The sequence below is a fragment of the Streptomyces shenzhenensis genome, assembly GCF_021462265.1.
GTDB classification, from domain to species: domain Bacteria; phylum Actinomycetota; class Actinomycetes; order Streptomycetales; family Streptomycetaceae; genus Streptomyces; species Streptomyces shenzhenensis.
The window spans coordinates 1-13,321 of record NZ_JAJONF010000056.1 but is presented as its reverse complement, the minus strand read 5'-3'; the positions used below and the strand labels follow the sequence as shown (position 1 = coordinate 13,321).

The window sequence follows — 13,321 nt, the reverse complement described above, 5'->3', positions numbered from 1 at the left end:
CCGTCGGCGACAGCCAGGCGTCGCTCACGCCGCGCTGCCTTCCACGGCCGTCAGCGGGGCCGCGGAGGACAGTGGGACCGGCTCGAACATGGGCGGCTCCTGGTCCGGCGTCAGCGCGGTCGGACCGTACAGCCAGTCCACGAACGAGTAGTCGTAGGTGTCCCGGGCGCGCAGCAGCATGTTGCGCTGCTCGCGGCGCAGGCCGTCGAGGTGCCACAGCTCGCCCCACTTGCGGGAGGTGCTCAGCACACGGCGGCAGTGCTCCGGGCGGACCGCCTGGTAGGCGGCGAGAGCGGCGTCCCAGTCGACCGTGCCGTCCTCGGCGCGGTGGCGGGCGACGTGCTCGCTCAGGACCCAGCCGTCCTCGATGGCCATGATCGCGCCCTGCGCGATGTACTGCAGCGGCGGGTGCGCGGAGTCGCCGAGCAGGGCGATCCGGCCGTGGACCCAGTTCATGACCGGGTCGCGGTCGAACATCCGCCACCACTTGTCGCGCCACATGAACGGCAGGCCGTCCCGCACGAAACCGCAGGTCCTGGCGAAGGCGGCGTCGAGCTCGTCCGGGGTGCCCCAGTCCTCCTGGCCGGCCAGCGCCTTGGGCGACTCGAAGACCGCGACCTGGTTGAGCATCTCGCCACCGCGCAGGCCGTAGTGGACGAAGTGGCAGCCGGGGCCGACGTAGACCACGACCTCGCCGAGGTCCACGGACTTCACCCGCTCCAGCTCGGCGGGAACGGTGCCGCGGTAGGCGACGTACGCCGAGGAGACGGGCTGGTCGTCGACGAGCAGCTTGCGGGCGACGGAGTGCAGGCCGTCGGCCGCGATCACGACACCGGCCTCGTGCGTCCCGCCGGCGGCCAGGGTCACCCGGGCGCCGCCGTCGGTGTTCTCGTACGAGGTCACGTGCGCGTCGTTGATCAGCTCGACACCGGCGCGCTCGCAGGCGCGCAACAGCAGGCCGTGCAGGTCGCTGCGGTGGATGACCAGGTACGGGTAGCCGTAGCGCTTCTCCAGGTCCCGCAGGTCGAGCCGGGTCAGTTCGCCGCCGTCGACGGCGTCGCGCATGACCATCGTGTCCGGGACGACGCCCAGGCTCTTGGCCTCCTCGAGGAGTCCGTAGTCGTCGAGGATGCGGGTGCAGTTGGGGGCGAGCTGGATGCCGGCGCCGACCTCGCCGAAGGCGGGGGCACTCTCCAGCAGGCGGACGCCGAGGCCCCGGCGGGTCAGCGAGAACGCCGCTCCGAGGCCGCCGATGCCGCCGCCGACGACGATCACATCAGGCACATCAGGTACATCAGGCACATCAGGATGGGACATGGGACTCACTCCTCAGAGCCACGGGCCGAGCTCAGGGGCGTCGGCGAGCGAGTGGGGGCGGCCGGCCAGCCAGGCGGCGACCGCGGGCAGGGGACCTTCGGGCAGCCCGGTCAGACCGCGCTTGGCGCGGATCTCGTCGACCAGGGCGACCAGGAAGCCCCTGGGCAGGTCGGCGAAGGTGACGACGCCGGTGCCGAGGTCGACGGCGTGGACACATACCTCGCGGGCGCGCATCCAGGGCAACTCGGTGGCGGGGACGGTGCGCCCCTGGGCGGTGACGACCCGGTGCCGCCACTGCTCGTCGGTGAGCCGGCCGAGCCCTGCGGCGAGCCGGTGCGCGGACGCGGTCAGCCAGGAGCGCAGTTCGTCGGCCGACAGGGCCGGCCCCTTGTCGATGCCGGCGGCGCGCTCCTCGGCAGAGGCGTACATCGGCGTCTCCTCACCGGTGGCCGCCCAGTGGACGAGGTTGCCCAGGGCGTCGGCGTTGGCGGCGACGTGCGCGACGAGGTGCTTGCGGGTCCAGCCCGGCAGCACGCTGGGGGCCGAGAAACCGGCCTCGTCCAGGCCCGCGACGGCGTCGAGCAGCAACTCGGTGCCGGCGCCGGCCCAGGCGCGCGCGTCGGTGAGGGTCCGCGTGGCGGTGGTCATGCCTCGACGACCTTGTTGGTGCAGGCGCCCAGGCCGGCGATCTCGGTGACCACGGTCTGGCCGGGAAGCAGGAAGACCTTGGGGTCGCGGGCGTTGCCCACGCCGGCCGGGGTGCCGGTGGCGATGATGTCGCCCGGGCGCAGGGTGATGACGGTGGAGATGTACTGGACCAGGAAGACCGGGTCGAACAGCAGCGTGCCGGTGTCGTCCTGCTGCATGACCTGGCCGTCGACGGTCGTCCTCACCTGGAGCGCGGGGCGGACGCCGCCGATCTCGTCGGGGGTGACGACGTAGGGGCCGACCGGGGTGGTGGCCTCCCAGATCTTGCCCTGGGTCCACTCGATGGTGCGGAACTGCCAGTCGCGCACCGAGATGTCGTTCATGACGGTGAAACCGGCGATGGCGTCGGCGGCCTGCCGCTCGTCGGCGCGGCGCACCGCCTTGCCGATCACGACGGCCAGTTCGACCTCCCAGTCCAGCGCGCCGGTCTCGGCCGGCTTGACGATGTCGTCGCCGGCGCCGAGAAGGGTGTCGGTGAACTTCGGGAAGAGCGTCGGGTAGTCCGGCAGCCCGCGGCCCATCTCCTTGATGTGGTTGGTGTAGTTGTGGCCGACGCAGACGACCTTGGAGGGGTTCGGGACGACCGGCGCGAAGTCCGCGCCCTCGACCGGGTAGGCGGTGCCGGACGCGGCGGCGGCCCTGTCCTGCCAGTCGTCCTCGGCGAACAACTCCCCCAGGTCGGCGTAGCCGAGGTCGACCAGGAGGTCGCCGTCGAGGCGGACCGCCCGGGTGCCGTCGGCGGTGCGGAGGGTGGCGAGCTTCATCGTCAGGCGTCCTTCTGGGTGCGGTGGAGGTGGAGCGCCTCGAAGACGGGCGCGTCGGAGAAGCGGAAGAGGTCGAGGGCGGCCTCGTCGGAGTCGGTCGTACCGGCCTCGGACCTGGCGGCGAACGGCTCCCAGGAGGGGACGACGAACAGGTCGCCGCGCGTCACCGACCACGACCTGTCGCCGACGGTGACGACGCCTGAGCCGTCGAAGACCTGGTAGACCGAGGAGCCGGTCTCGCGCACCGGCGCGGTCTCGGTGCCACGGGCGATGCGGTGGAACTCGGCGCGGACGGTCGGCAGGACGTCGGAGCCGTCGTGCGGGTTGGAGTAGCGCACCGCGGCATGGCCTGGCTCGACGGTGCCGCCGAAGCCCGCCTTCTCCAGCGCGAGCTGGTCGCGCAGGGCGGCGTCGGTGTGCTCCCACTTGTACGACAGCAGCGGGCTGCCCGGTGCGGCCGGGGCGGCCGACAGCGGGCGCAGGCCCGGGTGGCCCCACAGCCTCTCGGAACGGGACCGCTGCGGGGTGGTCCGCTCGGCGTCGCTGATCTCGTCCCGGCCGAACTCGAAGAACTGCGCCTCGGTGAGGTACTGGAAGGGGATGTCCAGGCCGTCGATCCAGGCCATCGGCTCGCTGCTGGCGTTGTGGTGGGCGTGCCAGTTCCAGCCGGCCTGCGGCAGGAAGTCACCACGGTTCATGGGCACGGGGTCTCCCCCGACGACCGTCCACACCCCTGAGCCCTCGACGACGAAGCGGAAGGCGTGCTGGGTGTGCCGGTGCTCCGGGGCGTCCTCTCCGGGCATGAGGTACTGGATGGCCGCCCACAGCGTCGGCGTGGCGAAGGGCCTGCCGCCGAGCGAGGGGTTGGCCAGCGCGATGGCCCGGCGCTCGCCGCCGCGGCCGACCGGGACCAGGTCGCCGGCGCGCGCGGCCAGTTCCCGCAGCCGCTCCCAGCGCCACAGGTGCGGCACGGCGCGCGAGCGCGGGTGGGCCGGCATCAGGTCACCGATCTCGGTCCACAGCGGGACGAGCAGTTCCTGTTCGAAGCCCCGGTACAGCGCTTCGAGGGCGGGGGTGACCTCGGGCTGTCCGTCCGTGCCGACGGCCTGCAGCCGGACCGGGGAACCCGCGGCGGTGTCTTGGGTGAGGGAGGACTCAGTCACGGACTCAGCGTGCCGCGCGTCTGCTGAGGGAGCATGGAGATTCTGGAGAGCAGAACGGAGCCACCATGGACAAGCCGCTGAAGACGCCGCCGCCCTATCCCATCGCCAGCGTGGACCACGCACTGCGGGCGGCGACCATCCTGCAGATGGAAGGCGACGCGACCGTGGCGCAGCTCGCCGAGCGCCTGGGGGTCGCCCGGTCGACGGCCCACCGCGTCCTGGCGATGCTCGTCTACCGGGACTTCGCCGTGCAGGGCGAGGACCGCGTCTACCGGGCGGGCCCGGTACTGGAACTGGCCGCGCACTCCCGGTCTCTCGTGTCACGGCTGCGCGCGGCAGCCCTCCCGCATCTCCACCGGATCGTCGATCTCTTCGACGAGACCACGAACCTGATCGTGCGGACCGGGGAGACCGCCCGGTTCATCGCCAGCGTCGAGTCCCGGCAGGCCCTGCGGGTGGGCTCCCGGGAGGGCATGGTGTTCCCGGCGCACCGCACCACAGCCGGCCTGCTCCTCCTCGCCGACCTTCCCGACGAGGAACTGGAGGAGGTCTACGCCCCCGAGCGCTACCGCGACCGCCCGGCAGACCGTCCCGACCTCGCTCGGCTGCGGACGGAGCTGAAGCGACTGCGGCGCAACGGCTTCGCCGTCAACAGGGAGCGGTCCGAACGCGGTCTGGTCGCCGTCGGTGTCCCCGTGCGCGACCGGGACGGCACCGCGGTGGCCGGCCTCTCCGTCTCGATGCCCAGCGTGCGCTACGACCCGCACCAGCTCCAGCCCCTGGTCACGGCCCTGGAGGCCGCCGCACACGCGCTGGAGCGGGACCTGCCGCGACACCAGTGAACAACTCACTCATTCAGCTTTCAGTGACTCTGCTTTCTTTCTAGATCGCATATATCATTGACGTGACGTAAAGCGAGTGTCATTCTCCACGGCATCGCGCCCGACTCGCGCCGCGCCCCCGCTCCCCCCACCGCGTACGCAGAGCCGAGCCCTTGAACGCTCTCGTGGCTCCCGTCCCGGGACGCCCTACTTCCCCAGCCAGAAAGAACAGCGATGACGCTCAACAACGGGACAGTCGTGTCCCCCGGCCCAACCGCGGGGGCCGCCCGGACGCCGGGCTACGCGGCAACACTGGCTGCCGCCTGCGGCGCCGTCTTCGTGGCCCAGGTCGCGAACGCGCTGCCGGCCTCACTGAACGGGCTCTTCCAGGAGGACCTGCACACCCACGGATCCCAGCTGACCTGGATCACCGCGGCGTTCATGATCGCCGTGGTCTGCTTCGAGTTCACCTTCGGTGTCCTCGGTGACCTGTTCGGGCGGCGCAGGCTCGTCGTGGCCGGCACGGCCCTGGTCGCCGTGGGCAGCACCGTCGCCGCACTCGCACCCACCGTCCAGGTGCTGTGGATCGGCGCCGGTCTGAACGGCCTCGGCGCCGGCGCCATGTTCCCCGGCTCGCTCACCGCGATCACCGCCCTGTCCCGCGGCATGCGGCAGCGGGCGCACGCGGTGGCGCTCTGGAGCGGCTTCCTGTCCGCCGGCGCCGCCGTCTCGCCCCTGGTCGGCGGCATGTTCGCCAAGATCGGGTCGTGGCGGGGCTCCTTCTGGGTGCTCGTCGGACTCGCCCTGGTCAGCATGGTGCTCACCATGGTGCTGGCCACGGAGTCGAAGGCGCCGCAGAGCCGCAGGTTCGACGTGTCCGGTCAGATCACCTTCGCCGTCGGTCTCGTCCTGGTGCTGTTCGGCGCCGTCGAAGGGCCCGAGTCGGGCTGGGGCACCCTGCCCGTCATGCTCTCCTTCGCGCTCGGCGTCTGCTTCCTCGCCGGGTTCGTCGTGGTGGAACTGGGAGCCGACTCCCCGATCTTCGACCTGAAGCTGTTCCGCAACCGGGCGTTCACCGTGTCGTCCGCCGCCGCGGTCATCGGGATGCTCGCCTTCCTCGGCGCCTGCTTCGCGACGAGCATGTGGATGGGTCCCGTACAGCACCAGGACCCGATGCGCGTCGGCATCCTCTTCCTGCTCCTGCAGGGGCCGGCCTTCGTGCTCATCCCGGTCGTCTCGCGTCTCCTGCACCAGGTCGCCCCGGCCTGGCTGCTGACCTCCGGATTCGTTCTGATGGCGGCCGGCTGCCTGCTGTTCACCCGCCTGGACGTCAACGACCCGGGGCTCGGCGCCTTCATCGCTCCCGCCCTGCTGATCGGCATCGGTTTCGCCCTGAGCATCAGCTCGGTGACGGCGGTGGCGCTGAACAGCGTGCCCCCGAACCTGGCGGGCATGGCCAGCGCCACCACCAACATGCTGCGCGACCTCGGCTTCGTCCTCGGCCCGGTCGTCGTCGGCGCTGTCGCCCTCAGCAATGCCGGATCGACGTTCGCCACGAACCTCTCCGGCGCCGGCCTGCCGACCGCCCAGCGGGCGGCGGCACGCGAGATCGCCGCGACCGACGGACCCCTCGCCGTGAACAGTCTGCCGCCCACCGCCCCGGGCTCCGCTGCCCACGGCCTTGCCCTCGACGCCCTGGGCAGCGGTTTCTCCACCGCGTACCTGGTGTGCGGGGTGGCAGCCGCCGTCGCCGCGGCACTCACCGCCTTCGGCATGATCGGCCTCCACCCCCACGGCGGAGCCGGGCACGAGGTGACCGGCCACGAGGACAGCCCCGAACCCGTTGCCGGCACCGCCCGTCCCTGATCCCGGCATGGCCCGGCCACCGCATCAGGACGCGACCGGGAGGCAACGGGCCCGTCCGCCACGCGCAAGGGGGCGGACGGGCCGGTACGGGGAAGAGGCCTGCTCTCACGCCTTGACGGCGCCGGACAGCATGCCGGAGATGAAGTGCCGCTGCAGGAAGACGTACAGCGCGACGACCGGCAGGGCGACGATGATCGAGGCCGCTGCCAGGAGGGAGTACTGGGTGGTGTGCTCGCTCTGGAAGAAGGCCAGTCCCAGGGGCGCGGTGCGCTTGCTCTCGTCGGTGATCATGACCAGCGGGAGCAGGAACTCGTTCCAGGTCCACATGAAGACCAGCATGGCCATGGTCAGGAGGGCGGGGCGGCTGGTGGGGACCAGGATCCGCCACAGCAGCCGCCAGTCCGTCGCGCCGTCGAGCCGTGCCGCCTCGATGACGCTGACCGGTACCGAGCGGAAGAAGTTGCGCATCCAGAAGACGCCGAAAGCGAGGGACTGGGCGGTCTGCGGCAGGATCAGCGCCCAGTAGGAGTCGGCGAGCCCGGCGTCCCGCAGGTTGAAGTAGAGCGGGATGACGAACGCCTCGGGCGGCACCATCAGGCCGATCAGCGTGACGTAGAAGAGGAACGACCGGCCGGGGTAGTCGAAGTGCGCGAAGGAGAAACCGGCCAGGATCGCCAGCACCGCGGTGAGCACGACGACGGACACCGCCACCAGCACGCTGGAGCCCAGATACGTGGCGAAGTGGCCCTGTCGCCAGGCGGCGGCGAAGTTGCCGAAGTCGAGGTGGTGCGGCCAGGTGAAGGACGGGGACGCCTGGGCGGCCGGGCTCAGCGCGGACGCCACCACGCCGATCAGCGGGATCAGGGCGAGCCCGGCGAAGACGGTCAGAACCACGTAGTTGAGCACGCGTTCACGTGCGGAGATCATGTCCCGTCCTCCTCGGGCTGGAGCTTGGTGATCAGGAAGGTGATGAGCAGGATCACCGCGGTCAGCACCACGGCGATGGCACAGGCCGACCCGACCTGGCCGGTGCCGAAGGCCCGGTTGTACACCTCGAAGGCGGGCAGGCTGGTCGCGTTGCCGGGACCGCCGTGCGTGGCGACGTACACCAGGTCGAAGGTCTTCAGCGCGGCGATGACGGTGAGGGTGAGTGCCACGGTGATCTGCCCGCGCAGGCCGGGGAGCGTCACGGCGAGGAACTCCCGTACGAGACCCGCGCCGTCCAGCTTGGCCGCCTCGTACAACTCCCCCGGGATCTGGCCGATGCCGGCGATGAACAGCACCAGGCACAGGCCGATCTCCAGCCAGGTGCCGACGAGTCCGACGGACGGCAGGGCGGTGGAGAAGTCGCCGAGCCAGGGACGGGCCACCGCGTCGAGGCCGATCGCGCGCAGGGCGGTGTTGAGGACGCCGTCGGGTGCGTAGATGGCCGTCCAGGCGGTCGCGGTGACGACCATGGCGACGACCTGCGGCAGGAAGATCAGCGCGCGGAAGACGGAGACCCCGCGCAGCCGTGCGGCGCGGGTGGTGATCGCCGCCAGCGCCAGGGCGAGCGCGATCGGCAGGACCGAGAAGAAGAGGATCAGCACCAGGGAGTGCAGGAAGCCGGCGCGCAACCGCGGGTCGCGCGCGATCTCGGTGTAGTTGGACAACCCGGCCCAGGTGGAGGCGGAGATGCCGTCCCAGTGGAAGAGGGAGATCTGGACCAACTGGCCGAGCGGGATCAGAAGGAAGACGGTGAGGACCGCCAGGGCGGGAAGGGCGTAGAGGTAGCCCTTCCACTGGACTCGGCCGCGGCGCCGGGCCGGACGCCCGCTGGGGGTGTCGGCCTGGCGCTTGCGTGCCGTCGGGCGGTGCGCGGTGACAGCCATGAGGTCTGCGGCCTTACCTGCTCTGCTGGAACGAGGCGTAGTCGGACTGGAGTTGGGCCCCGAAGGCCTGGGGCGAGAGCTGTCCGGCGGTCAGTTCCTGGACGGCCGCGGTGAGGGTGTCGTAGAAGGTCGGCGTGGTGTAGTCGAGGTACGGCAGCAGGCCGTCCTTCTCGCTGACCGCCTTCCACTCGTCGAGGATGTCGGCGTCGACGGTGCCCGCGGCGGGCTGGTAGCCGGCCTGCGGGAGGGCGGGCAGGTTGCCCTTGTCGGCGAGGACCTTCATGCCGTTGCCGTCCACGAGGAAGTTGATGTACGCGGCCGCCACGTCGGGGTGCTTGGACTTGGCGGTCATGGACCAGGCGAGGCCCTCGCCGCCCTGGGTGAGCGGGGGTTGGCCGGCGGCGGGGCTGAGCGCGGTGAAGCCGACGTTCGTCTTCATCTTGGGCTCGAGTACGGCGGCCTGCCAGGTGCCGTCGACGAGGAAGAGCGACTTGCCGGCGGCGAAGTCGGCGACCGCCTGGTCCTTGCTCTCACCGTTGAAGCCGGAGCCCAGGTAGCCCTTGTCGGCCCAACCGCGCAGGGTGGTGGCCGCCTTCAGGCTTCCGGCGTCGGTCCACTTGGCGCCGCCCCCGTCGAAGACGAGCTTGCGGACCTCCGCCTTGCCCGCGGTGGCCGCCTGCACGACGCCGAAGATGTGGATGCCGGGGCTTTTGTCCGCGTCGCCGTAGGAGATGGGCCGCAGTCCGGACGACTTGGCCTTGGCGAGGGCGGTCTCGAAACCTGCGAGGGTGGTGGGGACGGGCAGCCCGAGGGACTTGAGCTTGGCCTTGTTGTAGTAGATGCCGACGATTTCGCCGGTCTGTGACACGCCGTACAGGTTGCCGGTCTTCCAGGTCTTGCCGTCGGAGGAGAAGCGGTTGAGGTCGAGCAGCTGGGACGGGAAGGAGGTGTCCCAGCCGTAGACCTTGGCATAGCTGTCCTCGGGCTGGAGGAGGCCGGCCTTCACGAATGCGCCCATGTCGGGGTAGCCCTGGTTGGCCTGGACGACGTCCGGGGGGTTCGACGAGGACAGGGCGAGCTTGAGCGTCGTCTTGAGGTCGGAGAAGGACCGGGACACCCGCTTGATCGTGACGTTGGGGTACTTCTCCATGAACGCCTTGTTGAGTGCTTCGGTGGAGGCGTCGGTGCCCGGGTCGGTGTTCTGGTCCCACTCGGTGAGAGTGACCTTGCCCGCCTTGGCGACGTCCGTGGACACCGGGCCGGCGGTCTTGTTCGCCCCGCCGGCGGACGAGGTGCCGCTGGGGCCGGGTGAGCAGGCCGCGACAGCCGTCAGCAGGCCGGTGGCGAGGGCGGTCGCGGCGACAACGCGCCGGGCGGAACGGCCCTGGGTTCTCTCAATCATGGAGTGGTCCTCCTGGTACTGGTGGAGCGGCGGGCGGTGCGGTGTTCCCGGAGAGGCGGGAACCAGGTGGCCGCCAGGCGGCGGCCGGTGGGGTTTCGGGGGCAGTCCCGGCGTGGCGCCGGCTGCCGGGGCACCGGACAGCGGATCCGGCGCACGTCAGCGCAGGATCGCCCGTATCCGGGCGATGTCGTCGTCGGGGATGCCGGAGATCTCGGCGAGGAACGCGTCGACGGCCGCCCGGTGCGGCGCGCTGCCCGCGCCGCCGAGGCTCTGCACCGACAGGGCGGCGCACAGTCCGGCGAAGCGGAGGCGGGTGGGCAGCGGCCAGCCGTGACTCAGGCCGGTGATGAGGGCGGCGGTGAACACGTCGCCGGCACCGGTGGGGTCGACGGCGGGCACCTGGGGAGCGGGGATCCGGACGAGTTCACCGGTGTCACCGGCCACCGCGACCGCGCCGCGCGGTCCGTCCGTCACGACGACGTCGGCCACCAGGCCGTCCAGGACCTTGACGGCCTCCTCGACCGTGTCCGTGCGGGTGTAGCTGGTGGCCTCGACCGCGTTGCAGACGAATACGTCGACCTCGCCCAGGCGGGTGAGCACGTCGGGCGACCAGCGGCCGGTGGGATCCCAGCCGACACCGCCGACGACCCGGGTGCCGCGGCCGCGCAGCCGGGCCACCCAGCCGGGCAACGGCTTGCCGAGGGTGAGCTGTACGAAGCGGGTGTCGGGCAGCTCGCCGTCCCACACCTCCGGGCGCCGGGCGCCCTCCTCCTCGTAGGTGATGAAGGTGCGGTCGTGCTCGTTGGCCGCCGCGACCGTGACGGGGGTCTGTACGGCCGGATCACGGCGCAGCCAGGCGAGGCGCAGGTTCTCCTCGCGGGCGAGTTCGGCGACGATGTGGTCGCCGAGGAAGTCGGTGCCGATCACGGCACACAGGCCGGTCCGCAGCCCCAGCCGGGCGGCGGCCACACCGCGGGTGGCGGTGCCGCCGGGGACCACGGCGAACCGGTCCGCGAACACCTCGCCGCCCTGGGTGGGCAGGTGCGGGATACCGGCGAATACGAGGTCGCAGAAGACTTCGCCGGCGAAGAGCACATCGAGCACGGTCACTGCCTCCGTCTGGTGCCGCCACAGGAAGTGCTCAACTATGAGCACCGCTTGGCCAAGATGACAAGAGTCAGTCAGTTACGAGAAAGTTTCCCCTCCCGGATGACTGAAGTCAGTCATCCGGTGCTATCTTCGCTGCGTGACTTCACGCAATCGACACGCGAAGATCGTGGAATCCCTGCGCACGACGGGGGTGGCCTCGGTGCGCGAGCTCGCCGAGCGGCTCCAGGTGAGCGAGTCCACGATCCGCCGGGACCTGATCGAACTGGACCGCAACGGCGAGTTGGTGCGCACCTACGGGGGCGCCGCCCTGTCCCCGCACGCCACGGTGGACGCCACCGGGCGGGGGCCCGTGGACGAGATTCCCTTCGACGTCGTCGCCACCGTCGACCAGGCGCTGAAGGAGGCCATCGCGGAGGAGGCCGTGAAGCTCGTCGAGGACGACAGCGTGGTCGTTCTGGACATCGGAACCACACCCCAGGCGATCGCGCGACGGCTGCGCGGTCGTCCGGTCACCGTCATCACCAGCAGCCTGGCCGTGCTCGACGAACTCCGTCACGACGAGGCAGTACGCCTGGTGATGCTCGGCGGTGTGCTGCGCCGCAACTACCAGTCCCTGGTCGGTTCGCTGACCGAACAGGCACTGCGCCAGGTCAGCGCCGACCTGCTCTTCCTCAGCTGCACCGGGGTCCGCCCGAGCGGTCACGTGGTCGACAACATGGCGGTCGAGGCACCCCTGAAGCAGGCCATGATCGAGACGGCCGGCAAGGTCGTCCTGGTCGCCGCGGAGACCAAGTTCCCGGGCACCGGGTCGCTGCGGGTGTGCCCGCTGTCGGACATCGACGTCCTGATCACCACCGGCGGTGCCGATCCCGACACTCTCCAGCTCTGCCGCGAGGCGGGTGGAAAGGTGATACTCGCATGAAGTTGACGGTCCTCGGCGGCGGCGGATTCCGCGTGCCGTACGTCTACCAGGCCCTGCTGCACGACCAGGGCACCCCTCGCATCGACGACGTCTGGCTGTACGACACCGATCCCGCCCGCCTCAAGGCGATGGCCGAGGTCCTCGCCCGGTTCGCCGACGGCCGGCCCGACGCCCCCAGGGTGACGGTCAGCACATCGCTCGACGACGCCCTGGAAGGCAGCGACTTCGTGTTCGCGGCGATCCGGGTGGGCGGACTGACGGGCCGGATGTGCGACGAACGGGTCGCCCTTGACCTGAACGTCCTCGGCCAGGAGACCACCGGCCCCGGCGGCCTCGCCTACGGTCTGCGCACGATCCCGGTGATGCTCGACATCGCGCACCGCGTACGCCGGCTCGCGCCCCAGGCGTACGTCATCAACTTCACCAACCCGGCCGGGATGATCACCGAGGCGATGCAGAGTGTCCTCGGCGACCGCGTCCTCGGCATCTGCGACACCCCCTCGGGCCTCGGCCGCCGTATCGCCACGACGCTCGGGCTGGACCCGTCCCGGGCCCAGTTCGACTACGTCGGCCTCAACCACCTGGGCTGGATGCGCCGGGTGCTGCACGACGGCGAGGACGTACTGCCCCGCCTGCTCGCCGACGACGAGCGGCTCGGCGGCCTGGAGGAGGGGGTCGTCTTCGGCAAGGAGTGGCTGCGCGACCTCGGACTGATCCCCAACGAGTACCTGTACTACTACTACTTCAACCGGGACGCCGTACGCTCCATCCTCGACGCCCCGCAGACCCGGGGTGAGTTCCTCGCCCGTCAGCAGCGGGAGTTCTACGCGCGGGTGACCGAGGCGGCCGGGGGGTCGGCGGTGCAGTTGTGGCGGGAGACCGTGGCCAACCGCAGCGCCAACTACATGGCCGAGGCCAAGGGAGCCGTGCAGGGCGAGGCCGAGGCCGACGCGGACTTCCGGCCCGATCCCGCGCACCAGGGCTACGCCGGTGTCGCCCTCGCCGTGATGGCCGCGGTCAGCCGCAACGAGCGCGCGACGATGATCCTCAACGTGCGCAACGGCACGACCGTGTCCGCGCTTCCCGAGGACGCGGTCGTCGAGGTCCCCGTCACGGTCGACGCCAACGGCGTGCACCCGCTCACCGTCACCCAGCCCGACCTCCACCAGGCCGGTCTGATGCAGCAGGTCAAGGCGGTCGAGCGGCTCACGATCAGCGCGGCCGTGACCGGCTCCCGCACGGATGCGCTCAAGGCGTTCTCGCTGCACCCCCTGGTCGACTCGGTCAACGTCGGCCGTCAGCTCCTCGACGGCTATGTCGACCGCATCCCCGAGGTGGCGGCCGTGTTCGCGGGCGGGCGGGACTAGCGTGGAGGTC

The 13,321-nt window shown here is 71.0% G+C and carries 12 protein-coding genes; 4 read left to right on the top strand and 8 right to left on the bottom strand.

Annotated features, from left to right (window positions below):
- Positions 1-24: 24 nt before the first annotated feature.
- The 4 genes from LQ326_RS41230 to LQ326_RS41215 are packed head-to-tail and all read right to left on the bottom strand — an operon-like array spanning position 25 to position 3,952.
- On the bottom strand, positions 25-1,275 hold the full coding sequence (locus LQ326_RS41230) for an FAD-dependent oxidoreductase (RefSeq protein WP_234544241.1): 1,251 nt from the start codon (positions 1,273-1,275) through the stop codon (positions 25-27).
- Positions 1,276-1,329: 54 nt separating this feature from the next.
- On the bottom strand, positions 1,330-1,965 hold the full coding sequence (locus tag LQ326_RS41225; RefSeq protein ID WP_234544209.1) for a maleylpyruvate isomerase N-terminal domain-containing protein: 636 nt from the start codon (positions 1,963-1,965) through the stop codon (positions 1,330-1,332).
- The gene (locus LQ326_RS41220) at positions 1,962-2,789 is read right to left on the bottom strand and encodes a fumarylacetoacetate hydrolase family protein (protein WP_234544208.1); all 828 of its coding nucleotides are present in this window, start codon (positions 2,787-2,789) and stop codon (positions 1,962-1,964) included. Before LQ326_RS41220 ends, LQ326_RS41225 begins: the two co-directional genes overlap by 4 nt.
- Positions 2,790-2,791: 2 nt before the next feature.
- Positions 2,792-3,952, bottom strand: a complete 1,161-nt coding sequence (locus LQ326_RS41215; protein ID WP_234544207.1) for a cupin domain-containing protein — start codon at positions 3,950-3,952, stop codon at positions 2,792-2,794.
- Positions 3,953-4,017: 65 nt separating this feature from the next.
- Here LQ326_RS41215 and LQ326_RS41210 point away from each other — a divergent pair, with 65 nt between their 5' ends.
- Both LQ326_RS41210 and LQ326_RS41205 read left to right on the top strand, forming a co-directional pair.
- Positions 4,018-4,794 (top strand): IclR family transcriptional regulator, encoded by a 777-nt coding sequence (locus LQ326_RS41210; protein ID WP_234544206.1) that lies wholly within the window; start codon positions 4,018-4,020, stop codon positions 4,792-4,794.
- A gap of 213 nt (positions 4,795-5,007) precedes the next feature.
- Complete coding sequence (locus tag LQ326_RS41205; RefSeq protein ID WP_234544205.1) at positions 5,008-6,639, top strand: MFS transporter; 1,632 nt, start codon at positions 5,008-5,010, stop codon at positions 6,637-6,639.
- A 105-nt stretch (positions 6,640-6,744) separates the two neighbouring features.
- On the opposite strand, the gene LQ326_RS41200 is transcribed toward LQ326_RS41205, so the two are convergent.
- The 4 genes from LQ326_RS41200 to LQ326_RS41185 form a co-directional block, all read right to left on the bottom strand.
- Entirely contained in the window at positions 6,745-7,566 is an 822-nt protein-coding gene (locus LQ326_RS41200) for a carbohydrate ABC transporter permease (RefSeq protein WP_234544204.1), read from the bottom strand.
- On the bottom strand, positions 7,563-8,510 hold the full coding sequence (locus LQ326_RS41195) for a carbohydrate ABC transporter permease (protein ID WP_234544203.1): 948 nt from the start codon (positions 8,508-8,510) through the stop codon (positions 7,563-7,565). The genes LQ326_RS41200 and LQ326_RS41195 overlap by 4 nt, the downstream gene beginning before the upstream one ends.
- Before the next feature lie 13 nt (positions 8,511-8,523).
- A complete protein-coding gene (locus LQ326_RS41190) occupies positions 8,524-9,912 on the bottom strand; it encodes an extracellular solute-binding protein (RefSeq protein WP_234544202.1) in 1,389 nt (462 codons plus the stop codon).
- 156 nt (positions 9,913-10,068) lie between these two features.
- Positions 10,069-11,022, bottom strand: a complete 954-nt coding sequence (locus LQ326_RS41185) for a carbohydrate kinase family protein (protein WP_234544201.1) — start codon at positions 11,020-11,022, stop codon at positions 10,069-10,071.
- A 136-nt stretch (positions 11,023-11,158) separates the two neighbouring features.
- Between LQ326_RS41185 and LQ326_RS41180 the strand changes: the two genes are divergently transcribed.
- On the top strand, positions 11,159-11,944 hold the full coding sequence (locus tag LQ326_RS41180) for a DeoR/GlpR family DNA-binding transcription regulator (RefSeq protein ID WP_181805806.1): 786 nt from the start codon (positions 11,159-11,161) through the stop codon (positions 11,942-11,944).
- Positions 11,941-13,311, top strand: a complete 1,371-nt coding sequence (locus tag LQ326_RS41175; protein WP_234544200.1) for a 6-phospho-beta-glucosidase — start codon at positions 11,941-11,943, stop codon at positions 13,309-13,311. The genes LQ326_RS41180 and LQ326_RS41175 overlap by 4 nt, the downstream gene beginning before the upstream one ends.
- Positions 13,312-13,321 lie beyond the last annotated feature (10 nt).